Source organism: Bradyrhizobium sp. CER78, from assembly GCF_029846235.1.
Taxonomy (GTDB): Bacteria; Pseudomonadota; Alphaproteobacteria; order Rhizobiales; family Xanthobacteraceae; genus Bradyrhizobium.
This window is the reverse complement of sequence record NZ_JARVWP010000004.1, coordinates 267,453-291,351: the sequence shown is the minus strand read 5'-3', so window position 1 is coordinate 291,351 and position 23,899 is coordinate 267,453. Positions and strand designations below refer to the sequence as shown.

Sequence of the window (23,899 nt, the reverse complement as noted above, 5' to 3'; positions counted from 1 at the left end):
ACAACAAAAAGGGGAATGACGACAATGTTTCAGGGGGTCATCGATCAGGAAAGCGCTGTCCCGGTTGCTGCGACCGCAATCCAGGATGTGCTGTTCGAGCGCGGCATGTATTGGGCAAGCGGCCGGTCGGGCGTGGTCAACCTCGTCGCGGCGCACAAATGGTTCAACCTGGCGGCGCTCAAGGGACGTACCGACGCGATCGCGCACCGCCGCGAAGTCGCCGAGCAGATGTCCGACGTCGAGATCGCGGCTGCCCAGCGCGAAGCCCGCGCCTGGATGACGACGCATTAGGTTTCGTTTGGCGCGGTTTCTTCGCGCGAACCGGTATCCGCTTCGCTCGAAAACCTCCAGCCCAACAGCTATCGAGCCGGGAGCCTCGGCTCCCTCGCTCCATCTAGAACCAGTATCGCGCGGCGTAGATCACGGTCATCACCGCTCCGGCCACAATGACGAATTGGCGGACCACGGGCGCGGGAAGAACCCGGATCAGGTGACCTCCCGCATAGCCGCCGGCCATGGCGCCGAGCAGCATCGCCAAGGTCTCCGGCCAACGCACCGCTTCCTGCACGATGAAGATCAGTGTGGCGGCGAGCGACACGCAGGTCGCGAGCAGGTTCTTCAACGCCTTGATCGCCCTGATGTCGTTGGGCTCGGTGACCGACAGCACCGCGGTCAGGATGACGCCAAGACCGGCGCCGAAGAACCCTCCATAGACACACGCCAGTCCGAGGACGGCGGCGCTTGCAGCGGTCGACGGCAAAGCCGCGGTCTTCTGCTGCCCGATGGTCCAGGTCTTGGCTTGCGGTGTCTGGATCTGCGGCGCGAAGGCAAACAACAGCGTCGCGAAGCCGATCAGAGCCGGCACAGGCAGGACGAACAGCCGCTCGGGAAGTAGCAGTAGGACGCCGGCGCCGATCGCGCCGCCGAGCGTCGAGACCAGGACGAAGCTGATCGTACGCCGCGTCGGCGGCGGCAACTTGCCGCGATCGGCGAGCGCTGCGATCAGATGCCCCGGCGAGATCGCCACCGCATTCGACGCGTTGGCGGAGACGGCGGGCAAGCCTGCCGCGAGCATCGCCGGAAACGTGATCAGCGTCGCGCCGCCCGCCAGGGCATTGATGATGCCTCCCGCGATACCGGCGGCGAGCAGCAGAAGACTTGTCTGGATATCCATGCGTCACCCGATTCGAGGGTGAGCAGGCTAGCGGGCGGAGCCGCGGTCCGTCTGGAACGTCTGTGACGTCGCCTCAGTCGCGCCAATAGACGCCCGGCGTCGTGCCGAAGGTGCGGCGGAACAGCCGGGTGAGGTGGCTTTGGTCGGAGAAGCCCGCGTCGACTGCTACGGCTGCGATCGGCTCGCCGGCGCGCAGCAACTGCCGCGCAAGGTTGAGCCGGGCGAGCAGGCGGAACGCATGCGGCGCGACGCCGAGCTCGCGGCTCACCATGCGGCTGAACCCTTCCCGGCTTCGCCCGAAGCCTGCGGCAACTGCGCCGATCGGCGCGAGGCTCTCCGTCAGGGCGGCGCCGAGCTTGGACCGGCCGGAGCGCCCGATCGAAGCAGACGGCGCGCGCGACAGGATGTCGTCCGCGATCTCGAGGATGTGCTCGGGCGAGATCTCGCCGACGCGCTGCCAGCGAGCCCCGAAGCTGACGACCCGGAGCGACGAGCAGGCGCGGCTCGCCGAAACGTAGGCGTTCAGGCAAACCGTCTCCTCGTCCGGCGTCGGCATCGGCGCATGCATCATCCCCGCCGGGATCAGCGCGGCATGGCCGGCAGGCACGGTGATGGTCTCGCTATCGATGCGAAAGCTACGCGACCCCGACAGCACCAGCACGAGCTGGCTTTCGTCATGGAAATGCGGCCTGAGGCCGAGCGAGCCGGCTCCGCGCCACGATGCCAGCTCGACGATGTCGTCATGGTCGGCTCGCCGATAAGTCCAGCCATTGGTCATGGCGAAGCGTAGCACTGACGTCACCGACCGTCATGAGGCGTCATGGCCGCGCGACCGAGGCGATCGGCGAAGCCGTTCGTATCGTCGCGACAGCGATCAGGGCGGCGACAACGTTGGCGGCTGCGCTGATTGCCACCGGAATTAAGTAGCTGTGGCTGACGTCGTAGGCGAAGCCTGCGGCGCTCGGACCCAGCAGCGTACCGAACGCAACGCTGGTGTAGAGGATGCCGATGATGCCGCCGACATTGCGGCCGCCGAAATGGTCGGTGACCACGGCGGGCAGGATCGCCACCCAGCCGCCATAGAACACACCGAACAGCAGCGCGAACACCGCAAGCGACCAGAAGCTGCCGGCGATCGCCCAGATCGCCAGCGAGACCGCCATGCCGAGATACATCGCGATCAGGAATGCGTCGCGGCCGACGCGGTCGGCGATGCCGCCGAGGAAGAAGCGGCCGGCGGTGCTGCCGACACCGATCATCCCGAGCAGCAACACGGCAAGCGTCGGCGCGACCTGATGATCGACCGCAAACGGCACCAGATGCACGAACGGCACGAACACCCCGAATGCGCTGATCAGGCAGGCCGCATAGAGCCCGGCGAAGCGGGCGGTCCTGACCGCGCCGCGGATCGAGACGCCCTGGCGGAGTGGCGCGCTGGAGACTGCCTCCAGCGGATCGCCGTCCGGTCCGGTGCCGTAGCGGCGCGGGTCGTCGGCGATCAGCAGCGATGCGCCAATCCCGGCGGCGACAGCAACGACGCCAAGCACCACGTAGGCATCGCGCCAGCCGAGGCTCGTGATCAGCCAAGTCGCGAGCGGCGGCATCACCAGCGTCCCCACGCCGATTCCGCTGACCGCGAGGCCCGACGCAAAACCACGCCGCCGCACGAACCAGCGCTGCACGGCGCCGAGCGTCGGGACATAGGCGCAGCCGACGCCGGCGCCGATCCCGATGCTGTAGGCGGCATAGACCTGAAGGATGGTCTGCGCCTGTCCCGCCAGCACCATGCCGAGACCGACCAGCGCCATTCCAATGGCCGCTAGTCTGCGCGCGCCCCAGCGATCGGCAAGCGGGCCGGAGACGATGCCGAGACCGAAATACAGGAAGCCCGCAAAGGAGAATACCAGCGAGACCGAGCCGCGCGAGGCGCCGAACTCGCGCTGCAAGGACTCGACAAAGGACGAGAAGGTGTAGGCGCTGCCGAAGCCGATGAAGGTCACGATGAACGCCGCAGCGACGACGACCCAGCCGTAGAACGGCTTTGCTCTCTGATAACCGGCGTGCATGACGGTGTCCCTCATGTTCGTTCTCCCTGTGTCGCGCGACCGCCAGCCTTGGCCGGCGGGTAAAGCAGCATCTGCGTGCAGCGAAACAGCGCGATGGTCTTGCCCGTCACCTCGCTCTTGATCTCCGCGTCCCACACCTGGGTGGTGCGCCCGGCGTGCACGAGGCGCGCCGCGCAGCTCACGCCGCCTTCGCGCGCGGCGCCGATGAAATTCGTCTTCAGTTCGCCGGTCGCGAAGCCGATGGCGCCGTCCGGCAAGGAGGCGAGACAGCCGAACCCGCATGCGGTGTCCGCCAGGGCGACGATGCTGGCGCCGTGCAACAGCCCGTGCGGCGAGAAGTGCTTCGCGGCGATCTCGAAGCGACCGCTGACGTGGCCGCGTCCGGCTTCGAGCCATTGAAAGTCGAGCAGGCCGGGCAGGCTGCCGGCTTGCGATGCGTTGATGCGATCGACGAGTTGGCTGGGATGCCCGTCCGCACCGACCTCGTGCAGAGCGAGTCTATGTGTGGCCTCAATCATGTCTTGGTTCCATCAGTCCTGGCTTCATCAAGGAGCCGAAAGCCGCCCGCAGCGCTGGAGATAAAGATTAGATAATCTAATCTTCTTGGTTCGGCTTTCTCTGCGTTGACGCGGCTACCAGCATTAAGATAGGCTGATAGAGCGCTCAGATAACTGGCTTGGCAAACCAGATTTGCTGCGCAGTAAGGATTAGAAAATCTAAATCATGGAAAGCAGGCTTCCGCCCCTGAACGCGCTCAAGGCGTTCGAATCCGCCGCCCGCCATCTTTCGGTGAAGCTCGCGGCCGAGGAGCTGTACGTGACGCCGGGCGCGGTCAGCCAGATGCTCAAGACGCTGGAGGCCCATCTCGGCGTCAAGCTATTCGAGCGGGTGCCGCGCGGCATCTATCTCACCGACGCCGGACGCGACTATCTGCCGTCGATCCGCAATGCGTTTCGGCAGATCGCGGAGGCGTCGCGCCGCGTCGCTGCATCTGTCGATGTCGGCACGCTGACGGTGAGCGTCACGCCGTTCTTTGCATCGGCCTGGCTGGTGCCGCGCATGGCGTCGTTTCAGAGCACGCATCCGGAGATCGATCTGCAGATCGTCACCAGCAACACGCTGGTCGATTTCTCGCGCAGCGGAATCGACGTCGCGGTGCGCCATGGCCTTGGCCGTTATCCGGGGCTGCGCAGCGACCGTGTCGTCACGGTCGAGATGGTGGCGGTCGCATCGCCGTCGCTGGTCGCGCGTCTCGGGCGGCCGGCATCTCCCGGCGAACTCGCAGGCTGGCCGCAGGTGCATGACGCCGATCGCAAGGGCTGGAGCCTGTGGTTTCAGGCCAACGGCATCGCGGAGGTTCGCGCGCCGCGCGGTCCGTCGTTCGACGACAGCGGCCTGCTGCTGAAGGCTGTGCTGACCGGGCAGGGCGCGGGCCTGCTGCCGGCGGCGATGGTCGCAAACGAGATCGCGAACGGCGAGCTGATCCAGCTGCTCGAGACCGCGCATCTGGAGGAGTTCGCGTATTATCTCGTCTGCCCCGACAACAGACAGGGGCTTCCGAAGATCGCAGCGTTCAGGGAATGGATCCTGGGGCCGGCGGCGCAGTCTCAGCCTGCGGAGCGTTAGTCCGCCGCGGTGACCGTCTATCGGTAGAACGCGTTGGGCGGCACGCCAAAATGCTTGCGGAACATCGCCGTGAAGGCGCTCTGGCTGGCATAGCCGGCATCGAGCGCGACATCGACCACCCGCGCGCCGCGCGCGAGCCGTTCGAGCGCGAACAGCAGGCGTGCCTGCTGACGCCACTCGCCGAACGTCATGCCGGTTTCCCTGGTGAACAGGCGGTGGATCGTCTTCGACGTCAGCTTCAGCCGGCGCGCCCACTGCTCGGCGGTCGAGGCGTCATCCGGGCGGGCCAGCAGCGCCGCGCAGATCCGTGCGAGCCGTTGGTCGTGCGGCATCGGCAGGTGCAGCGGCAGCACGTCGACTTCGCGCAGCTGGTCGAGCAGCACGCGCATCAGGCGTTCGTCTGAGGTGCCGGGCGCATAGTCCAGCGGCACGCGCATCGCGGCGACGAACAACTCGCGCAGCAGCGGCGAGACCGTGAACACGCAGCTTGTCCGCGGCAGATTGGGTGCCGCGGCGGGATCGACGAACACGGTTCGGATCTTGACCGCGCCGCACATGCGGACCTCGTGCTCAAGTCCGGCGACCAGCCACACCGCGCGATTGGGAGGCACCACCCAGGTGCCCTCGACGCAGCGCACGATCATCACGCCCTCGATCGCGTACAGCAGCTGGCCGCGCGGATGCGCATGCAGGCCGGTCGACGCGCCGCTCGGATAGTCGATCTCCATCGCCGCCATCGGCCGCGCCGTGGCGTGATAGTCGAGGTGCCGTGTGATCAGCTCGTCCAACACGTCTCTTGGATGTCCCAATCTCGCTAGGTGAGGTCATTCTAGCGTGAGACGGACGCTGACGCGACAGGTAGTTGCTGGTGGGTCCTTCACCAACACGCTGCCAAATCATGCTCAGGAAGAATGCTGCACTTCTCTACCCTTTCGTTGCCATCGTGCTGTGGGCCGGCAACGTCATCGTCTCGCGTCTCTCGGCGCACACGATCGGTCCGCAGGCGATCACCTTCTATCGCCTGCTGGTCGCAGTGCTCTTGATGTCGCCGTTCGTGGCGCGCGCCGCATGGCGCAATCGCCTCGCGATCTGGCCGCATCTCGGGCCGCTCGCGATCCTCGGCTTCCTGGCGATGTGCCTGTTCCAGAGCCTGTCATATCTCGCGGCCGAGACCACCACCGCGACCAACATGGCCGTGTTCACCGCGCTGACGCCGCTCTTGACCGTCGCGCTGAGTGCCGCGCTGCTCGGCGAGCAGCCGACGCTTGGCATGATCTGCGGCGCACCGCTGTCATTTGCGGGCCTCATCTATCTCGTCAGCGGCGGCGACGTGCCGTCGCTGCTGCACAACGGTGTGCATGCGGGCGACACCTTGATGCTGCTGGCCGCGATCGTCTATGCGCTGTACGGCGTGCTGCTGAAGCGCTGGAATCTGCCGATCACCGGATGGCAGTCGACCTACATGCAGGCGCTGTGCGCGCTGGCGGTGATGTTTCCTGCATTCCTCGCGACGCCGGCGCCGCTGCGTCAGGTCAATGCCGAAACCTGGCCGCTCATCGTCTATGCCGGCGCGCTGGCCTCGGTGGTGCTGCCGTTCCTCTGGATCCGCGGTGTCGCCCAACTCGGCCCGAACCGCTGCGCGATCTTCATAAATCTGCTGCCGGTGCTGACCGCCGCGGCCGCGATCGTGATGCTGGGCGAGCCGGTCAGGTCATTCCACGTCATCGGCGGCGGCCTTGCGCTGCTCGGTGTCGCCTGCGCACAGGCGTTTCCACGACCGCTGAAGACCGCGCGCGAGGCGTGATACGCGGCACGTCGCAGCCCGGTGATCTCGCGGTTTTGATCGCACGTGAGAGGTGAGGGCAGAATAGAACGCCGTGATCGGCGATCATCTGTTCACTGAAACGGAGTGATCGCGATGCGTGTCGCCTTACGTATTTGCTTGCGAGTTTCCCTGGCCCTGACGTTGCCCGTTGTGATCCTGAGCAGCGGCGCCGCTGACGCCGCAACTGTGCATCATCGCCGCGTGCGACAGCATCTCATCTTCCGTCCAACTGAACCGGTCGTCGCTCCGGACCGTTACGTGTATCCAGGCTTCGGGCCGATCCCGCCGGGCGAGAACCGCAACCTCGATCCATCGACCCGCGGCAGCGGTTGACGTCGGTCAGCGCTGCACCGCCGCATGTAGGTGAAATGCCTGAGTGACCCGCCTCACATCAATTGCTGAACAGTCCTGCAAGAGTCTCGCCTGGGTGATGCAATGGTGCGTCGGCCCAATTGTGGAGGAGGGTAAATCATGCGCTCAATTTCGCTGAGCTTCGCCGTTGCAACTGCGATTGCTCTATTCACGTTCGGTCAGTCGGCCTCAGCCGCCCCGATCGGGGCAGTCGTGAAGGCGTGCGACAGAACCGCAGGATGCAACTACACCCTGAACAAGGCTGGCGACCTGTCGGGTTGTTCCTCGAAGGCCTGCTTCTACTGCCCGAACGACGGCAAGCGGCAGTGCTTCGGAATTCAGTAGGGAAGCAGGGGCCCGCTCGCAGCGGGCCCCTTTGTTTCCAGGACTCAGGTGCTGATTTCAGTGCGGCTGGCGGAGGCGGACGAAACCGTTCTCCATCGAACCGGACGTCGGTCAAACGGATCGGCTATGCAGCGTCGGTGACCAGCCTGTGCTGAGATCTCTCGGTGACTCGCTTCTCGAGCGTGGCGATGGTTCCCTTGAGATTGGCGTACCGCTCGTTGAGCGACCTTGCCAAGATCGGGTACCTGGCGTCCGACCGGTCATGAATTCCCGCGCGCGCTTCTTCGGTCGCGATGTCGGCTTCGATCTGCTGGCAGGCCAGGACAAGATCGGACAGCATCTTGCTGATCGTCGACTCTCGTCCGGCGTGTCCGCGAGCTGTCTCAAAACGATGGTGCATGTTCATATGCGTGCTCCGAATGTCTGAGTTCGGCACACCGAGAACCGCCGGCGCCGAACTATTCACGGATGCATCGCAAATAACCTGCCAGTCGCGGCTCCGTAACAATACGGTCGGGACGGTCTGGCGCGGGGTGAGCCACCGGGGGCACAGCCTGACCGGTCTCGCAGACTAGTCGCGACGCCACGCCGGAATGCAGGCGCCGAGCGTGACGTGCTTGTAGTCGCGGGCGGCGTCCTGATCGCCGGCCTGTTCGGCAAACCTGACCGCGGCCTCCATGTCTTGGGCGGCGGACGCGCTGTCGCAGAACAGGCTGTAAATTTCAGCCCGGTATCGATAGGCCCTGTAGTTCATCGGGTTATATGAAAGCGCCTGATTGTAGTTGCTTTGCTCCTCAATGGCGACCCGGCGCGCTTCATCCGACTGGCTGTTGAAGTTGGTGAGGCGATTGAGCGACTGGAGTGAGCCGAGCTCCATGTACCGCAGCGACATCGCGCCGAGACTTGCAGGAAGTGCTTCGTCCGACGAAGAAGGTTGCTTCCCGGCGGTGTTCGCGCGTTCGATTTCGATCTTTTTATACTTTATGGCGTTGTCGTAGTCCCGCAAGCTCTGGAACGTGCCCGATATCTCGCCGTTGATCGGCGCAAGATAGGCGGTCGAGAGTCGTCGATCGCTCAGCAGGTTGAGGCATGCCCGTATCTTTGCCTGCGCAGGCAAGACATCGCGACATTCCTTGCCAACCACACGCCGCTCGTCCCGCGAATGCACCGTCGGCGGCGTCTGCGCGGCCGGCAGCACGAGTACCAATGCGAAGCGGATCGCTAACCTGAGACCGCGGCTTGAGCCATCCATCTTGGTTCTTCGCCTTCAGCCCGATCTCGCTAATCGGCGGCTTCTTCGTGCGGGCTTCCTGTTCATTTGATGCCAAATAATCACACCGACGGGAAGCCTGCCGCGACCTCTGGCGCGAAAGGTTCGCACATCGACCACGCTGCCGCTGACATAGTTCACAGACGGACACAAAGATGAGGCCGTTCGAGACTGGGAAAAGACCGAACGGCCCCAGCCGGCCCGTAGGACCAAAAATGGAAGAAATGGGTCGGCGCTCCAGCTACGGAGTTGCCGGGCACATGGTTTCACCGGCAAATTGACGTTGCGAGCATACGCAGTGCCTGCAACGGGCGACGCTCCCTGAAGGGATGAGGCCGCTTGCTATGAGCGCGCAGGGTCGGCTTGACGACAGGTCGTCAAGACAAACGCCGCCTTGCTGCATTGCCACTCGCTGCCGAGCGCAGCGCTCGAGACGGGCCGCGGCGCAGCAGCCATTGCCAGCGCGACAACCATGCAGGCCAACGACGTTGCGATGACGATCCTGCCTGCTGTGGCTGAGAAGCGTTGCCCTAACCAGAGGCCTAAATCGGAGGAGCGACGAAGCTGGGCGTTACGCAAAACCTGGTCGAGATCCTGGAATTGAATGCCATCGTCGTGCTGCATGGCTTTACCCCGGAATTGTTCAGGTGAAAGAAGCAATGCGGGGATGCTGCGCGCGGTTTGTTGCGCGTTCGCTTCGTGGCGCCGGGAATGATGCTTCATTCACGCGGAGGTGACTGGCGGTTCATACCGGGCGGGCCGACGCCCGAATGTCTCTACGGAGATCCCCAGGGACCAGCATTGATTGGGTAGCCGGTTGTGGTGGGGCTGGCGGAGAGGGAGGGATTCGAACCCTCGATACAGCTTGAGACCGTATGACGCTTTAGCAAAGCGTTGCCTTCAGCCACTCGGCCACCTCTCCAATGGCGCCGATATGCCCGAGTGGGGGCTGAGCCGCAAGCGGCAGATTCAGATTGCGACAACGTGATTTGGTGGCAGCTCGGTCGCGAGCCGCCCCGAAGCAGGCGCCGAGCCTTTATATTGCGCGGCGGTTTGGCGGCTCTGGCCCGGTCTTTCGTCAGAAAGATAAGTAATAACAATTAGTTGGATCGATATTTGGCCGGAATCGGAAGCGGCCTGTCGCAAGGCTGTTGAAAACCGCCTTGCGCCGGCTCACTCGACGCTGGCGCCGCGGCGCAGGTCGGCCTCGATCTGCAATTTGGTGCCGCCGCCGAAGCGGGCGCGGTAGACCTGCAGGTTCTCCATGATGCGCTGGACGTAGTTCCGCGTTTCCGAGAACGGAATCAGTTCGACCCAGTCGACCGCGTCGACCTTGGGATCGCGCGGGTCGCCGTAGCGCTCGATCCACTTCTTCACGCTGCCGCGGCCGGCATTGTAGGCGGCGAAGGTCAGGATGTAGGAGCCGCGATAGTCCTCGAGCAGGCCGCCGAGCTCGGCCGCGCCAAGCATCGCATTGTAGACCGGGTCGGTCTTCATCCGGTTGAGATCGAAGCCGATGCCGGCCCGCTTGCAGACATAGCGTCCGGCGTCCGGCGTCACTTGCATCAGACCGTAGGCCTGCGCCGGCGACACCACCGCCGGATTGAATGCGCTCTCCTGGCGCGCGATTGCGTAGACGACGCTCTGCTCGACTTCCGGCCCGACCTGGCGGAACGACGGGATGCCGTTCACCGGATAGGCATAGTGGTCGAACGGCAGTCCGCGGTTGAGGGCGGACTTGCCCATCAGCAGCATGCCGCGGGCATCGCCATGGCGTGCGGTGAGCTCACCGAGGCCGGCCAGCGCTTCCGGATCGCCGTTGTCGCCCATGTCGCCGAAGATCGGGATCGCGAGCTCGCGCGCGTCGATTTCGTAGAGCAGCCCGACCGCCCGCACGATCTCCAGCCGATCGGCGCCGCGGCCGCGCGGCGCGCTGTTCAGCTCGATCTGCGGCAGGCCGAGTTTGGCGCGCGCGAGCTGGCCGTAATAGCTGGTGGATTGCTCGGCCGCGCGCGCATAGGCCGCACGCGCCTCCTGGCCGCGGCCGGCGGCTTCCGCGGCGCGGCCCTGCCAGTAGCCGGCACGCGCGAGCGCCGTCGGGTTGGCGCTGCCGACGCCGATCCGCGCGAAATGCTGGGCGGCGAGGGCGGGATCGTTGAGAAAGCGCAGCGCGATCCAGCCCGCGGTGAATTCCTGCTCGGTCTTGTAGATGTCGCGGGCCGGCAGCGCAGCATCGCGCGCGATCAGATAGGCGGTACGAAACTCGTTGACGTCGATCATCTTGCGCGCCAGCAGGCGGCGCTCGACCCACCATTCGTCGACGTTGTAGAGGCGCGCGGCGTCCCGCGGCGCGCTCAGCATCAGCCGCGCGGCCTCGGCGAACTTCTCCTCGCGGCGGAGCAGCTGGATCTTGGCGAACAGATAGCCGGTGTCGCCGGACAGTTCGCTCGGCACTGCTTCCAGCAGCGCGCGCAGGTTCGAGCCCTTGCGGTTGGCGGCGATGCGCGCCTTGGCGAGCGCCAGATAGCCGGAGCCAAGCCGCCTGGCCTCGCGGATACCGGCAGCCTCGTTGTCGGTGCCGTAGAGCATCGTGTCCATGCGCGCCTTGTGGTCGGCGGCGGTCAGGAACGAGCCGAACATCTCGAGCGCGGTGGCTTCAGTCTCCTCGCTCATCCCGTCATTGCGCCAAGCCTCGCGGACCAGGCGCTCGGCATTGCCGCGATCGCCGCGTCCGACCATCACCTTGGCGAGCGCGAGCCGGCCCTTGGCGGAGACCGGCGATTCATTCTGGAACCAGGCCCAGACCGCGGAGTCGTCGCGATGGTCGTCCCATAGCGAGGCCTCGATGCGGCGGCGCAGGAAGGTCTGCGAGGGCCAGCTCGGATTGGCGTCGAGGAAGGCGCGGTAGCGCTCGGCCGAGGCGCCATTGTCCTCGCTGCGCAGGATCAGCCATTCGGCGAGCTTGCGCGCGACGGGATCGGAGATCGAGGCTTCGGCATCGGTCGCGTCAGAGGGCCTGCGCTTGCGCAGCAGTTCGACGACGCTGGCGAGCGCTTCCTTGTCCGACTGCGAGGTCGACGACGTTGCGGCCACGGCCGCAGGCTGCACCGGCTTGCGCGCGATCGGCGCGGCATGCTGGCGGGTCGCCGGAACCAGCGCGGGGGCGGCCACTGACCTGCTCGAGACCGTACCCGTTGCCGCCGGCGAGGCGTGGTTTGACGTTGTGGACGTGGTGGTCCTTGGTTCGGTGGACTTCGGAGCTGTTGTCTTGTGCGCCTCGGTCTTGGGAGGGGCGGCCTTGGTTCCGTCTGTCTTGGGCGTGCCGGACTTGGAAGCGACCGGTTTGGAAGCAACCGTCTTGGCAGCGTCGGTCTTGGCTGTGCTGTGCTTGGTTTCGCTGCTTTTGGCTTCGCCGCTCTTGGTCGCGGCTGGCTTGGAAGCTGCCGGCTTCGAAGTAGAGGCCTTGGGAGTGGCGCTCTTGGAAGCCGCCGTCTTCGGGGCGGCAGGCTTCGCAGCATTGGATTTGGAAGCCGTGTCCTGGGCCGCCGGCTTTGCGGTTGGAACATCCTCGGCGGCCTGGGCGTCGGGCGTGATGGCGGCAAGGCCGACAACGAGCGCCAGGCTCGTCGCCAACGCCGTCGATCGCAATGTGCCTGCGCGAACGGAACGGATCACAGAAGTCCTCTGCGGCCCCGAATCATCTGGTCGTTTGGGCCCTGGGTTCTTATTTGATTGAAAACGTAGACAAAATACTAAGAAGCCTGCCGGTGCGGCTGTTTGCGCCAGCACAACGGCAAAATCGCGGCTGGGAGCGGTTTCGCGCGCCGCAGATTACCGTTGGGAATAGGTACGGTACGGCCCTTTCGCCTGTCGGCCAGACCCGATATGAATTGCCTTTCATGGCGTTTCGCATCAACCGGGTGCCGGTTGCACGGACGTAAAGCACGACAACAACAAGGGTCCGTCGACCTAGCCTTTAGCCTGAAGCGTTTGGAGGAAGTCCATGGCAGCCAAGACAAAATTCCGGGGATCATTCACTGCCTTGGTGACGCCCTTCAAAAACGGCTCGGTCGATGAGGCGGCGTTCCGCGGTCTCGTGAACTGGCAGATCGCCGAGGGCACGCACGGCCTGGTGCCGGTCGGCACGACAGGCGAGAGCCCGACGCTGAGTCACGACGAGCACAAACGGGTGGTCGAGTGGTGCATCGAAGAGGCCAAGGGGCGGGTGCCGGTGATCGCCGGCGCCGGCTCGAATTCGACCAAGGAGGCGATCGAGCTCGCCGAGCACGCCGAGAAGGCCGGCGCCAATGCCGTGCTGGTGGTGACGCCGTACTACAACAAGCCGACCCAGGAAGGCATGTACCAGCACTTCAAGGCGATCAACGATGCGATCAACATTCCGATCATCATCTACAACATCCCGCCGCGCTCGGTGATCGACATGTCCGTCGACACCATGAAGCGGCTGTTCGAGCTGAAGAACATCGCCGGCGTCAAGGACGCGACCGCCAGCATGGTGAGGGTCTCGCAGCAGCGCGCCGCGATGGGCGAGGACTTCAATCAGCTGTCCGGCGAGGATGCGACTATCATCGGCTACATGGCGCATGGCGGCCATGGCTGCATCTCGGTGACCTCGAACGTCGCGCCGCGGCTGTGCTCCGAGTTCCAGACCGCCTGGCAGAAGGGCGACGTCACCACCGCGCTCAAGATCCACGACAAGCTGATGCCGCTGCACACCAACCTGTTCATCGAGAGCAATCCGGCGCCGGTGAAGTATGCGATGTCGCTGCTCGGCAAGCTCGACGAGAAGCTGCGCCTGCCGATGGTGCCGGTCGCCGAATCCACCCGCCAGGCGGTCCGCAGCGCCATGGTGCATGCCGGCCTGATCAACTGACCGGGGCCGTACTGTCGTGAATAATGCCGTGCGCAGTGTCGAACAGAAGGGGATGGGAATGCTGAAGGAATTCCGCGATTTCGCCATGAAGGGCAATGTCGTCGACCTCGCCGTCGCAGTCATCATCGGCGCGGCCTTCGGCGCCATCGTCACCTCGCTGGTCGGCGACATCATCATGCCCATCGTCGGCATGATCGGCGGCCTCGACTTCTCCAATTACTTCATCCCGCTTGCCAAGAACGTGACTGCCACCAATCTGGCCGATGCCAAGAAGCAGGGAGCAGTGCTGGCTTACGGCAATTTCATCACGCTGATCGTGAATTTCGTCATCGTCGCCTTCGTGCTGTTCATGGTGATCCGCCTGATGAGCCAGTTCAAGCGCAAGGAAGCGGTTGCGCCCGCCGAGCCGCCGAAGCCGTCGGCCGAAGTCGTGCTGCTGACGGAAATCCGCGACCTCCTCAAGAAGAGCTAAAGTGGCCGAGAAGAACGAACGCCCGATCAAGGTTGTCGCCGAAAACCGAAAGGCCCGCTTCAACTATGCAATCGAGGACACCATCGAGGCCGGTATTTCGCTGACCGGCACCGAGGTGAAGTCAATCCGCAGCGGCAAGAGCACGATCGCGGAGTCCTATGCGGATTCCAAGAACGGCGAGCTGTGGCTGATCAACGCCAACATCCCTGAATATCTGCAGGCCAACCGCTTCAACCACGAGCCGAAGCGGCCGCGCAAACTGCTGCTGCATCGCAAGCAGATCAACAAGCTGCTCGGCGCGGTCGATCGCGAGGGCATGACGCTCATTCCGCTAAAGCTGTACTTCAACGAGCGCGGCCGTGCCAAACTGCTGCTCGCGGTCGCCAAGGGCAAGAAGCTGCACGACAAGCGCGAGAGCGAGAAGAAGCGCGACTGGTCCCGCGAAAAGGGCCGCCTGATGCGGGCGCGGGGATAGCGCGCCGTCATTGCGATGACGACGGATGGAGATGCAGGCCATGACCCAGAGCAGCCTCACCGACGTCGACTGGAGCAAGATCCCGGCGCCCACCGATGATGGCGGCGCGGCGCACCTCGCCGGCATGACGATCCCGCCGGTGACCTTGCGGGCCACCAACGACACGTCCGTGACGCTGTCGGCGCTCGAGGGCCGCACCGTGGTGTTCGCCTATCCGCGAACCGGTGAGCCCGGCAAGATCGGGCTGGTCGACGATTGGGACATGATCCCCGGCGCCCGCGGCTGCACGCCGCAGACCTGCGCCTTCCGCGACCTGTTCGCCGAGCTGAAGGCGGCCGGTGCTTCCCAGGTGTTCGGGCTGTCGACGCAAAGCAATGACTATCAGACCGAGATGGCGTCGCGCCTGCACCTGCCGTTCCCGGTGCTGTCGGACGAAGCGCTGGAACTGACGCACACGCTGAGATTGCCGACGATGTCGGTGGCGGGTCTGACCCTGATCAAGCGGCTGGCGCTTGTGATCGACGATGCGCGCATCACGCACGTGTTCTATCCGGTGTTCCCACCCGACCGGAACGCTGGTGACGTGCTGGAATGGCTGAAGGACAATCCGCGGAAGGACTAGCTGGAGCAGCCGTCGCAGGGGCTGCCAAAATATCGAAAACAACCCCATGCAAAGGAGCCGGCGGCGGCCGGCATTCCTCCAGACAAACTTGACACGTCGGGCAACTCAGGAGTATTTTCTGTTACTCCGAAGTTCGCGAGCGTCCTGCGGCGTTTGCGGGCTTCGGATAGCGGTTGGCAAAGCGGATACCGGAAAGGGCGCTAGCCCAGTTCCTTGCGCACCGTCGCGAAGACCTTGCGGAACATCTCGGTCGTCAACACGCCGGTGTTCGTGTTGTAGCGCGAGCAGTGATAGCTGTCGTAGAGCTTGTACTTGCCGACGCTATGCACGGCGCCATGCACGAACGGCGCTGCGGCCAGACGAACCCCCAATGCCTTCAGGGTCGATTCGTGGGCGATGCGCCCGAGCAGCACGATGGCCCGCACCTTCGGCATCGCAGCGATGGTGGCGCTGAGGAACTGCCGGCAGGTGTTGATCTCGGCCGGCAGCGGCTTGTTTTGCGGCGGCACGCAGCGCACCGCGTTGCTGATCCGCGCGTCGACCAGCTTCATGCCGTCGTCCGGGCGCGCCTGATAGACGCCGCTGGCGAAGCCATATTCGAGCAGGGTGGCGTAGAGCAGGTCGCCGGCGTAGTCGCCGGTGAAGGGACGGCCGGTGCGGTTGGCGCCCTGCATGCCCGGCGCGAGCCCGACGATCAACAGCCGCGCATTCTGATCGCCGAAGGATTCCACCGGCGAGTTGAACCAGTCCGGATGGAGTGCGCGCGCCTGTGCGCGAAAGTCGGCCAGCCTGACGCAGAGCTGACAGTTGCTGTCGGGACGCTGAGATGCGGCGACGAGATTACTCGTCGAAATCGTCATCGGCTCCCCGTGGGGCCATGGTGGTCGCGCGCTGCAGGAATTGCGGGGAGTGATGGCGCGGTTCGCGGGGTTCGCGCGGGGCCGGGCGTTCCGACGGATCGCGGCCAAGCTTGGATTGCAGCTCGACGAGGTCGGTGAAGACGTCGGCCTGGCGGCGCAGCTCGTCGGCGATCATCGGCGGCTGGCTGGCAATGGTGGAGATGACGGTGACGCGAACGCCGCGGCGCTGCACGGCCTCGACCAGCGAGCGGAAGTCACCGTCGCCGGAAAACAGAATCATCTGGTCGATGTGCTCGGCGAGTTCCATGGCATCGACCGCGAGCTCGATGTCCATGTTGCCCTTCACCTTGCGGCGGCCGCTGGCGTCGATGAATTCCTTGGTCGCCTTGGTGACGACGGTGTAGCCGTTGTAGTCGAGCCAATCGATCAGCGGACGGATCGACGAATACTCCTGATCCTCGATGATCGCCGTGTAGTAGAACGCGCGAAGCAGCGTGCCGCGACTCTGGAATTCCTTCAGAAGGCGTTTGTAGTCGATGTCGAAGCCCAGCGTCTTTGCGGTGGCGTAAAGATTCGCTCCGTCGATGAAGAGCGCGATCTTGTTGGAAACAGGTGACGACATCAAAGTGTTCTCGCGTGGTTGTTAGTGTTCTTAGTGCGGCGGTGATCAACCGCGCGCAATTTCCGGCGTTGCTGCCTAAAGTACAGTGAGTCTTTCCCCACGACAGTCACCACCGCAATTATGGTGAGGCGAGGGCAAAAAGCCTAGACCTTTGACATTGCAATGAAGAGATTTACTTGTCTGGGACAGCAACCTAGCCATGTCGTCAGACGCTCCGGCCCTTCTGGCCCCGGCAGACCGGGTTATCAGAGCCTGTTGGGAAGGCAAATCACAAATTTTACCTTGCGAAACGGGGGCTAGCCCTATAACTAACCCTCATAACCTACATGTTCGGTCCCTTTTACCACGGAGCGCCTCGAGATGGCTCGCGTCACCGTCGAAGATTGCATTGATAAGGTCGACAATCGTTTCGACCTCGTCCTGTTGGCTGCGCATCGCGCCCGGATGATCTCGTCGGGATCGCAACTCACGGTTGATCGCGACAACGACAAGAACCCGGTCGTGTCGCTGCGCGAGATCGCCGATTCGACGATCTCGCCGGAAGATCTGAAGGAGGAACTGGTACACTCCCTGCAGAAGTTCGTCGAGGTGGACGAGCCCGAGCCGGACACTGTGCCGCTGATCGGTTCCGCTGGTGCCAGCGTCGACGCCGACGACACCGAGGTCGCGGTCGAGCGCATGACCGAGGAAGAGCTGCTGAAGGGCCTCGAGGGCCTCGCGCCCCCGGAAGAGCAGCCCGAGGAAGACGAGTAGGCTCGTCTTTCAGCTCCCGGTTCGAACGGATTTGAAAAAGGCCCGGACATTGCTCCGGGCCTTTGCTTTTGTTGACAATTTTGCTGTTACGGTGCGTCCTATGCGGGCGCGGGAAATTGAATGGTTCCAGGGCCCGTGCGGGGTGCAGCTTCATTCGAAAGCGCACTAGATTGAGGAAAAGGGGACGTTAGGGTCCCGCGCGAGAGGCAGCGAGTTCATGGCGTATCGACGCCGCAGTTCCATCCAGATGCAGGCTGCAACCGAAACGGTCGCGGTGGCGCCGGCGTCGTCCGCAGCGGAGAGGCCGGTCAAGCCGCGGACGCGCATGATGCGACAATATGACCTCGTCGAACGCGTCCGTTCCTATAACCCCGACACCAACGAGGACCTGCTCAACCGCGCCTATGTCTACGCCATGAAGGCGCACGGCACGCAGACGCGCGCCTCCGGCGATCCCTATTTCTCGCATCCGCTCGAGGTCGCGGCGATCTTGACCAACCTCAAGCTCGACGACGCCACCATCGTGGCGGCGCTGCTGCACGACACGATCGAGGACACCGAGGCGACGCGGGCCGAGATCGATCATGTGTTCGGCCACGAGATCGGCGCGCTGGTCGAGGGCCTGACCAAGCTGAAGCGGCTGGAACTGGTGTCGCGCGAGGCCAAGCAGGCCGAGAATCTGCGCAAGCTGCTGCTGGCGATCGCCGACGACGTCCGCGTGCTGCTGATCAAGCTCGCCGATCGCCTGCACAACATGCGGACCATGGAGTTCATGCCGCCGGCCTCGCGCCGCCGCATCGCCGAGGAGACACTGGATATCTATGCGCCGCTGGCCGGCCGCATGGGTATGCAGGAGATGCGCGAGGAACTGGAGGACCTGTCGTTCTTCGTGCTCGATCCCGAGGCCTATGCCGTGGTGAAGCAGCGGCTCGATTCGCTGGCCGAGCGCAACCGCAACCTGATCGGCGAGATCGAAACCCAGCTCTCCAAGAACCTGCAGAAGAACGGCATCACCGCGCGGGTGTTCGGCCGCCGCAAGCAGCCGTTTTCGATCTGGACCAAGATGGAGCGCAAGTCGGTCGGCTTCGAGCAGCTGTCCGACATCTACGGCTTCCGCGTCATCCTCGACGATGTCGGCGCCTGCTATCGCGCGCTCGGCATCGTCCACACCACCTGGCCGGTCGTGCCGGGTCGCTTCAAGGACTACATCTCGACCCCGAAGCAGAACGACTACCGGTCCATCCACACCACCGTGATCGGCCCGGGCAAGCAGCGCGTCGAGCTGCAGATCCGCACCGAGGAGATGAACCAGATCGCCGAGTTCGGCATCGCCGCGCATGCCTTCTACAAGGACGGGGCGGGCTCACCGCACGAGCGGCTCAAGCACGAGTCCAACGCCTTCGCCTGGCTGCGCCACACCATCGGCATCCTCTCGGAGAGCTCCAATCCGGAGGAGTTCCTCGAGCATACCAAGCTCGAGCTGTTCCACGACCAGGTGTTCTGCTTCACGCCGAAAGGCAAATTGATCGCGCTGCCGCGCAACGCCAACGTGATCGATTTCGCCTATGCAGTGCACACCGGCGTCGGCAACAGCGCGGTCGGCTGCAAGATCAACGGCAAGTTCGCGCCGCTGTCGTCCGAGCTGCAGAATGGCGACGAGGTCGAGGTGCTAACCTCGAAGGCGCAGTCGGCGCCGCCGTCGGCCTGGGAGGCGCTCGCCCGCACCGGCAAGGCGCGCGCCGCGATCCGGCGCGCCACCCGCGATGCGGTGCGCGACCAGTATGCCGGTCTCGGCCGCCGTATCGTCGACCGCCTGTTTGCCCGCGCCAAGATCGAATATGCCGACGACAAGCTGAAGGGCGCATTGCCGCGGCTCGCGCGCACCTCGATCGAGGAGGTGATGGCCTCGGTCGGGCGCGGCGAGATCAAGGCCTCGGACGTCGCGCGTGCGATGTATCCCGACTACAAGGAAGAGCGGCTGGTGCGCTACGGCGCCAAGAAGAGCCTCACCGCGAAGCTCAAGACGCAGAACCCGCCGCATCCGGCCCGCGCCACCTCGGTGATCCCGGTGCGCGGCATCAATTCCGACCTGCCGGTGAAGTTCGCGCCGAATGGCGGCGCGGTGCCGGGTGACCGCATCGTCGGCATCGTCACGCCGGGCGAGGGGATCACGATCTATCCGATCCAGGCGCCGGCGCTGAAGGATTTCGAGGAGGAGCCTGAGCGCTGGCTCGACGTGCGCTGGGATATCGACGAGACCATGCCGCAGCGCTTTCCGGCGCGCATTCTGGTCCACAATGTCAACGAGCCCGGCAGCCTTGCCCAGATCGCAACCGTGATCGCAGAGCACGACGGCAATATCGACAACATCCACATGTCGCGCCAATCGCCCGATTTCACGGAGCTGACCATCGACCTTGAGGTCTATGACCTCAAGCATCTCAGCGCTATCATTGCGCAGTTGCGCGCCAAGGCCGTTGTCGCAAAGGTCGAGCGCGTCAACGGGTAGGATGGCTGGGCATCGGCGAGCGGAAACGCGCCCGCGCATGACAGGCTAGAATTGCAGGTTGGTGAAATGTCGAAGGCTGCTCCGCTCCGTCTTGGTATCAATGTCGATCACGTCGCGACCCTGCGCAATGCGCGGGGCGGGGCGCGGCCCGATCCGGTGCGGCTGGCGCTTGCCGCGATCGCGGCCGGTGCCGACGGCATCACCGCGCATCTGCGCGAGGATCGCCGTCACATCCGCGACGAGGACATGGCGCGGCTGAAGGCCGAGATCTCCAAGCCGCTGAATTTCGAGATGGCTGCGACCGACGACATGCTGCGAATTTCGCTCGCGACCAAGCCGCACGCGGTCTGCCTGGTACCCGAACGGCGCCAGGAGCTCACCACCGAAGGCGGCCTCGACGTGGTCGGCCAGCACAATGCGCTGGCGCCGTTCATCGCGCGGCTCAGCGATGCCGGCATCCGGGTCTCGCTGTTCATCGCCGCCGATCCCAGGCAGATCGAGATGGCCGCCAAGCTCAAAGCGCCCGTGATCGAGATCCACACCGGCGGCTGGTGCGATGCCGTGGTCGACGGTCACAAGGACAAGGCGGAGGCCGAATGGAAGCGCATCGTCGCCGGCGCGAGGCTCGCGCAGGCGGCCGGGCTCGAGGTCCATGCCGGCCACGGGCTCGACTATGAGACCGCGGAGACGATTTCCGCGCTGCCCGAAATCCGCGAGCTCAACATCGGCTATTTCATGATGGGCGAGGCGCTGTTCGTCGGCATCGCCGGGACGGTGCGCGAGATGCGTGCGGCAATGGACCGCGGCCGGGCCAAGGCGCAGGGTGCGGCCGGCGCATGATTATCGGCATCGGCTCCGACCTGATCGACATCACCCGGATCGCCAAGGTGATCGAGCGGCACGGCGAGCGCTTCCTCGATCGCATCTTCACCGACGCCGAACGCGCCAAGGCGCTGCGCCGCGCCAACAACGAGAAGATGGTGGTCGCAACCTACGCCAAGCGCTTCGCTGCCAAGGAGGCCTGCTCCAAGGCGCTCGGCACCGGTATCCGGCGCGGAGTGTGGTGGAAGGACATGGGGGTGGTGAACCTGCCCGGAGGGCGGCCGTCGATGCGGCTGACCGGCGGGGCGCTGGCCCGGCTCCAGGAACTGACGCCCGAGGGCATGCAGGCGCAGATCGACCTTTCGATCACGGACGATTGGCCGCTGGCGCAGGCCTTCGTCATAATTTCGGCGGTTGCCCCCGCCAGATGAGCGCGCGGCGCCGGAATCTGCCGGAAAACTTCAGAAAACTAAAAAATCATTGATATTTCAATGAATTGCGAAGTTTTGAGGCGACGATTGATTGCGCCTCCGCAAACAACCGTCTAAAACGCCGCAGGGTAAATCGAGACGCGGATTCCGGGTTTAGGCCGGAGTTTGCCCTCAAGATCAGAATCAAGGCCATTTTCCTCACGCGAGGGCCTGACGCTTCGCGCGAAGAGAACGTTCTGCCACCGCGTGGACATCGGCCCACGGGAATTGGGAAAGCAATGAGCGTGACCACCGGGACCAAAACTGAAAGCGGCTTCGGCGAGACCATCCGCGTCGTCATCCATGCCCTTCTGATCGCGCTCGTCATCCGCACCTTCCTGTTCCAGCCATTCAACATCCCCTCGGGGTCGATGAAGGCGACACTTTTGGTCGGCGACTATCTGTTCGTCTCGAAATATTCCTACGGCTACAGCCACTATTCGATCCCGTTCTCGCCGAACATCTTCTCGGGCCGCATCTTCGGCTCGGAGCCGAACCGCGGCGACATCGTGGTGTTTCGCCTGCCGCGCGATGACTCCACCGATTACATCAAGCGCGTCATCGGGCTGCCGGGCGACCGCATCGAGGTGAGGGGCGGGCTGCTCTACATCAACGATGCGCCGATCAAGCGCGAGCGGCTGAGCGATTTCGTCGGCGAGGATCCCTGCGGCTCGGCGGATGCCACCGCCCGCGTCAAGCGCTGGAAGGAAACGCTGCCGAACGGCGTCAGCTATGAGTCGCTGGACTGCACCGACAACAGCTACATGGACAACACCATCGTCTACACCGTTCCGCCCGGGCATTTCTTCATGATGGGCGACAACCGCGACAACTCCACCGACAGCCGCTTCCTGTCGCAGGTCGGCTACGTGCCGTTCGAGAACATCATCGGGCGTGCCCAGATGATCTTCTTCTCGATCGCCGAGGGTGAGCAGGCCTGGATGGTCTGGCGCTGGCCGTTCGCGGTGCGGTGGAATCGCCTATTCTCCATCGTGCGATGAACGACGATACCGCAGCCATCAACGATCAAGCGCCGACCGGCGAGCCGAGCCAGACGCCTGCCGCCGAAAGCACAGCCGCGCCGAAGAAGCGGCGCAGCAAGGCTGCCAAGGCGGCTGAAGAGAGGGCGGCGATCGCCGGCACCGAGGCGCGCATCGGCTATACGTTCTCGGATGCCGCGCTGCTGACCACTGCGTTCACCCACGTGTCCGCGCTGAAGCCCGCGACCCGCAACCGCGCCGACAGCTACCAGCGGCTGGAATTCCTCGGCGACCACGTGCTCGGGCTGATCGTATCGGACATGCTGTTCCGGGCGTTCCCGAAGGCCGACGAGGGCGAATTGTCGAAGCGGCTCGCCGATCTCGTGCGCAAGGAGAGCTGCGCCGATGTCGCCAAGTCGCTCGGGCTGCTCGAGGACATCAAGCTCGGAATGGTGAAGGCGGTCGAGGGCGCACGGCTGCGCAAGTCCGTGCTCGGCGATATCTGCGAGGCGGTGATTGGGGCGATCTTCCTCGACGGCGGCTACGAGGCCGCGCGCCAGTTCGTCGAGCGCAACTGGACCGAGCGCATGCACAAGCTGCGCCGGCCGCTGCGCGATCCCAAGACCGTGTTGCAGGAATGGGCGCAGGGCAAGGGATTGCCGACGCCGGTCTATCGCGAGGTCGAGCGCACCGGCCCGCACCATGATCCGCAATTCCGCGTTGCGGTCGACCTGCCGGGCCTCGCCTCCGCCGAGGGCCTCGGCGGCAACAAGCGCGCGGCAGAGAAGGCAGCAGCATCCGCGATGATCGAGCGTGAAGGCGTCGGTACCAATGACTGACGAAGCCAAAGGGCAGGGGGACGCGACGCGCTGTGGCTTCGTCGCGCTGATCGGTGCGCCCAATGTCGGCAAGTCGACACTGGTCAACGCGTTGGTGGGCTCCAAGGTCACCATCGTGTCGCGCAAGGTGCAGACCACGCGCGCGCTGATCCGCGGCATCGTGATCGAAGGCAACGCGCAGATCATCCTGGTCGACACGCCCGGCATCTTCGCGCCGCGGCGCCGGCTCGACCGCGCCATGGTGTCGACCGCCTGGAGCGGCGCCCATGATGCCGATCTGGTCTGCGTGCTGCTCGACGCCAAGTCGGGGATCGACGAGGAGGCCAACGCGATCCTGGCCAAGCTCGAAACCGTCGCGCATCCGAAGATACTGGTGCTCAACAAGGTCGATCTCGTGCAGCGCGAGAAGCTGCTGGCCCTGGCGCAGGCCGCCAACGAGCGGATGCGCTTCGAGCACACCTTCATGATCTCGGCGCTGTCGGGTGACGGCGTCGACGATCTGCGCCAGGCGCTGGCGAAGATGGTGCCGGCGGGACCGTTCCTCTATCCCGAGGACCAGATGTCGGATGCACCGATGCGGCATCTGGCGGCCGAGATCACCCGCGAGAAGATCTACAGCCACCTGCATCAGGAATTGCCGTACCAGTCGACGGTCGAGACCGACAGCTGGACCGATCGCAAGGACAAGTCGATCCGCATCGAGCAGACGATCTTTGTCGAGCGCGAGAGCCAGCGCAAGATCGTGCTCGGCAAGGGCGGTGCCACCATCAAGTCGATCGGCGCGCAGGCGCGCGCCGAGATCGCCGAGATCATGGGCGTGCCGGTGCATCTGTTCCTGTTCGTCAAGGTGCGCGAGAACTGGGGCGACGATCCCGACCGCTACAAGGAAATGGGACTGGACTTCCCCAAGGAATAACAGCCGGC

At 64.5% G+C, this 23,899-nt stretch carries 28 protein-coding genes and 1 tRNA gene; 17 read left to right on the top strand and 12 right to left on the bottom strand.

Annotation, left to right across the window (positions count from 1 at the left end; genetic code table 11):
* Nucleotides 1-24 precede the first annotated feature (24 nt).
* On the top strand, nucleotides 25-291 hold the full coding sequence (locus tag QDT69_RS10220) for a hypothetical protein (protein ID WP_021078341.1): 267 nt from the start codon (nucleotides 25-27) through the stop codon (nucleotides 289-291).
* A 103-nt stretch (nucleotides 292-394) separates the two neighbouring features.
* Here QDT69_RS10220 and QDT69_RS10215 read toward each other — a convergent pair whose 3' ends face one another.
* The 4 genes from QDT69_RS10215 to QDT69_RS10200 form a co-directional block, all read right to left on the bottom strand.
* Nucleotides 395-1,174, bottom strand: coding sequence for a sulfite exporter TauE/SafE family protein (locus QDT69_RS10215; RefSeq protein ID WP_279706451.1), 780 nt, complete (start codon nucleotides 1,172-1,174; stop codon nucleotides 395-397).
* A gap of 73 nt (nucleotides 1,175-1,247) precedes the next feature.
* Nucleotides 1,248-1,976, bottom strand: a complete 729-nt coding sequence (locus QDT69_RS10210; protein WP_279706450.1) for a helix-turn-helix domain-containing protein — start codon at nucleotides 1,974-1,976, stop codon at nucleotides 1,248-1,250.
* Nucleotides 1,977-1,992: 16 nt separating this feature from the next.
* A complete protein-coding gene (locus QDT69_RS10205) occupies nucleotides 1,993-3,255 on the bottom strand; it encodes an MFS transporter (protein ID WP_279706449.1) in 1,263 nt (420 codons plus the stop codon).
* Nucleotides 3,252-3,758: a PaaI family thioesterase gene (locus tag QDT69_RS10200; RefSeq protein WP_279706448.1), complete on the bottom strand. Its 507-nt coding sequence runs from the start codon at nucleotides 3,756-3,758 to the stop codon at nucleotides 3,252-3,254. Before QDT69_RS10200 ends, QDT69_RS10205 begins: the two co-directional genes overlap by 4 nt.
* 205 nt (nucleotides 3,759-3,963) lie before the next feature.
* Between QDT69_RS10200 and gcvA the strand changes: the two genes are divergently transcribed.
* Complete coding sequence (gene gcvA / locus QDT69_RS10195) at nucleotides 3,964-4,866, top strand: transcriptional regulator GcvA (protein ID WP_279706447.1); 903 nt, start codon at nucleotides 3,964-3,966, stop codon at nucleotides 4,864-4,866.
* 17 nt (nucleotides 4,867-4,883) lie between these two features.
* Here the strand turns inward: gcvA and QDT69_RS10190 are convergent, their stop codons facing one another.
* Complete coding sequence (locus QDT69_RS10190) at nucleotides 4,884-5,657, bottom strand: helix-turn-helix transcriptional regulator (RefSeq protein WP_279706445.1); 774 nt, start codon at nucleotides 5,655-5,657, stop codon at nucleotides 4,884-4,886.
* A gap of 107 nt (nucleotides 5,658-5,764) precedes the next feature.
* On the opposite strand from QDT69_RS10190, the gene QDT69_RS10185 reads away from it, so the two are divergent.
* The 3 genes from QDT69_RS10185 (at nucleotide 5,765) to QDT69_RS10175 (ending at nucleotide 7,387) form a co-directional block, all read left to right on the top strand.
* On the top strand, nucleotides 5,765-6,670 hold the full coding sequence (locus QDT69_RS10185; RefSeq protein WP_279706444.1) for a DMT family transporter: 906 nt from the start codon (nucleotides 5,765-5,767) through the stop codon (nucleotides 6,668-6,670).
* A gap of 114 nt (nucleotides 6,671-6,784) precedes the next feature.
* Complete coding sequence (locus QDT69_RS10180) at nucleotides 6,785-7,024, top strand: hypothetical protein (protein WP_279706443.1); 240 nt, start codon at nucleotides 6,785-6,787, stop codon at nucleotides 7,022-7,024.
* A gap of 138 nt (nucleotides 7,025-7,162) precedes the next feature.
* On the top strand, nucleotides 7,163-7,387 hold the full coding sequence (locus QDT69_RS10175; protein ID WP_279706442.1) for a hypothetical protein: 225 nt from the start codon (nucleotides 7,163-7,165) through the stop codon (nucleotides 7,385-7,387).
* Between the two features lie 124 nt (nucleotides 7,388-7,511).
* Here the strand turns inward: QDT69_RS10175 and QDT69_RS10170 are convergent, their stop codons facing one another.
* From QDT69_RS10170 to QDT69_RS10150, 5 genes are all read right to left on the bottom strand, one after another.
* Nucleotides 7,512-7,793: a hypothetical protein gene (locus QDT69_RS10170; RefSeq protein ID WP_279706441.1), complete on the bottom strand. Its 282-nt coding sequence runs from the start codon at nucleotides 7,791-7,793 to the stop codon at nucleotides 7,512-7,514.
* A gap of 165 nt (nucleotides 7,794-7,958) precedes the next feature.
* A complete protein-coding gene (locus QDT69_RS10165; protein ID WP_279706440.1) occupies nucleotides 7,959-8,639 on the bottom strand; it encodes a hypothetical protein in 681 nt (226 codons plus the stop codon).
* Between the two features lie 360 nt (nucleotides 8,640-8,999).
* The gene (locus tag QDT69_RS10160) at nucleotides 9,000-9,380 is read right to left on the bottom strand and encodes a hypothetical protein (protein ID WP_279706439.1); all 381 of its coding nucleotides are present in this window, start codon (nucleotides 9,378-9,380) and stop codon (nucleotides 9,000-9,002) included.
* Nucleotides 9,381-9,486: 106 nt separating this feature from the next.
* Nucleotides 9,487-9,579: transfer RNA gene (locus tag QDT69_RS10155), tRNA-Ser, on the bottom strand.
* 251 nt (nucleotides 9,580-9,830) lie between these two features.
* Entirely contained in the window at nucleotides 9,831-11,828 is a 1,998-nt protein-coding gene (locus QDT69_RS10150; protein ID WP_279706438.1) for a lytic transglycosylase domain-containing protein, read from the bottom strand.
* Between the two features lie 127 nt (nucleotides 11,829-11,955).
* Between QDT69_RS10150 and QDT69_RS10145 the strand changes: the two genes are divergently transcribed.
* The 5 genes from QDT69_RS10145 (at nucleotide 11,956) to QDT69_RS10125 (ending at nucleotide 15,120) form a co-directional block, all read left to right on the top strand.
* Nucleotides 11,956-12,393, top strand: coding sequence for a hypothetical protein (locus QDT69_RS10145; protein ID WP_279706437.1), 438 nt, complete (start codon nucleotides 11,956-11,958; stop codon nucleotides 12,391-12,393).
* A gap of 267 nt (nucleotides 12,394-12,660) precedes the next feature.
* Entirely contained in the window at nucleotides 12,661-13,551 is an 891-nt protein-coding gene (dapA, locus tag QDT69_RS10140) for a 4-hydroxy-tetrahydrodipicolinate synthase (protein ID WP_279706436.1), read from the top strand.
* 58 nt (nucleotides 13,552-13,609) lie between these two features.
* Complete coding sequence (gene mscL, locus QDT69_RS10135) at nucleotides 13,610-14,023, top strand: large conductance mechanosensitive channel protein MscL (RefSeq protein WP_279706679.1); 414 nt, start codon at nucleotides 13,610-13,612, stop codon at nucleotides 14,021-14,023.
* A 1-nt stretch (nucleotide 14,024) separates the two neighbouring features.
* The gene (gene smpB, locus QDT69_RS10130) at nucleotides 14,025-14,498 is read left to right on the top strand and encodes an SsrA-binding protein SmpB (protein WP_050422619.1); all 474 of its coding nucleotides are present in this window, start codon (nucleotides 14,025-14,027) and stop codon (nucleotides 14,496-14,498) included.
* A 40-nt stretch (nucleotides 14,499-14,538) separates the two neighbouring features.
* On the top strand, nucleotides 14,539-15,120 hold the full coding sequence (locus QDT69_RS10125; RefSeq protein WP_279706435.1) for a peroxiredoxin: 582 nt from the start codon (nucleotides 14,539-14,541) through the stop codon (nucleotides 15,118-15,120).
* Between the two features lie 200 nt (nucleotides 15,121-15,320).
* Here QDT69_RS10125 and QDT69_RS10120 read toward each other — a convergent pair whose 3' ends face one another.
* Together QDT69_RS10120 and QDT69_RS10115 are read right to left on the bottom strand one after the other, a co-directional pair.
* Complete coding sequence (locus QDT69_RS10120; RefSeq protein ID WP_279706434.1) at nucleotides 15,321-15,980, bottom strand: uracil-DNA glycosylase; 660 nt, start codon at nucleotides 15,978-15,980, stop codon at nucleotides 15,321-15,323.
* Nucleotides 15,961-16,602 (bottom strand): NYN domain-containing protein, encoded by a 642-nt coding sequence (locus QDT69_RS10115; RefSeq protein WP_050422617.1) that lies wholly within the window; start codon nucleotides 16,600-16,602, stop codon nucleotides 15,961-15,963. The genes QDT69_RS10120 and QDT69_RS10115 overlap by 20 nt, the downstream gene beginning before the upstream one ends.
* A 360-nt stretch (nucleotides 16,603-16,962) precedes the next feature.
* Between QDT69_RS10115 and rpoZ the strand changes: the two genes are divergently transcribed.
* From rpoZ to era, 7 genes are all read left to right on the top strand, one after another.
* Nucleotides 16,963-17,355, top strand: coding sequence for a DNA-directed RNA polymerase subunit omega (rpoZ, locus tag QDT69_RS10110; RefSeq protein ID WP_016844003.1), 393 nt, complete (start codon nucleotides 16,963-16,965; stop codon nucleotides 17,353-17,355).
* Nucleotides 17,356-17,572: 217 nt separating this feature from the next.
* Nucleotides 17,573-19,864, top strand: coding sequence for a bifunctional (p)ppGpp synthetase/guanosine-3',5'-bis(diphosphate) 3'-pyrophosphohydrolase (locus QDT69_RS10105; protein WP_279706432.1), 2,292 nt, complete (start codon nucleotides 17,573-17,575; stop codon nucleotides 19,862-19,864).
* Between the two features lie 66 nt (nucleotides 19,865-19,930).
* A complete protein-coding gene (locus tag QDT69_RS10100; protein WP_279706431.1) occupies nucleotides 19,931-20,704 on the top strand; it encodes a pyridoxine 5'-phosphate synthase in 774 nt (257 codons plus the stop codon).
* Nucleotides 20,701-21,117 (top strand): holo-ACP synthase, encoded by a 417-nt coding sequence (gene acpS / locus QDT69_RS10095; protein ID WP_279706430.1) that lies wholly within the window; start codon nucleotides 20,701-20,703, stop codon nucleotides 21,115-21,117. The genes QDT69_RS10100 and acpS overlap by 4 nt, the downstream gene beginning before the upstream one ends.
* A gap of 278 nt (nucleotides 21,118-21,395) precedes the next feature.
* Nucleotides 21,396-22,157 carry a signal peptidase I gene (gene lepB / locus QDT69_RS10090; protein WP_279706429.1) on the top strand — a complete coding sequence of 254 codons (762 nt, stop codon included), beginning with the start codon at nucleotides 21,396-21,398 and terminating at the stop codon, nucleotides 22,155-22,157.
* Nucleotides 22,154-22,975 carry a ribonuclease III gene (gene rnc / locus QDT69_RS10085; protein ID WP_279706428.1) on the top strand — a complete coding sequence of 274 codons (822 nt, stop codon included), beginning with the start codon at nucleotides 22,154-22,156 and terminating at the stop codon, nucleotides 22,973-22,975. Before lepB ends, rnc begins: the two co-directional genes overlap by 4 nt.
* Nucleotides 22,968-23,891 carry a GTPase Era gene (gene era / locus QDT69_RS10080; protein WP_050422612.1) on the top strand — a complete coding sequence of 308 codons (924 nt, stop codon included), beginning with the start codon at nucleotides 22,968-22,970 and terminating at the stop codon, nucleotides 23,889-23,891. Before rnc ends, era begins: the two co-directional genes overlap by 8 nt.
* Nucleotides 23,892-23,899: the final 8 nt, after the last annotated feature.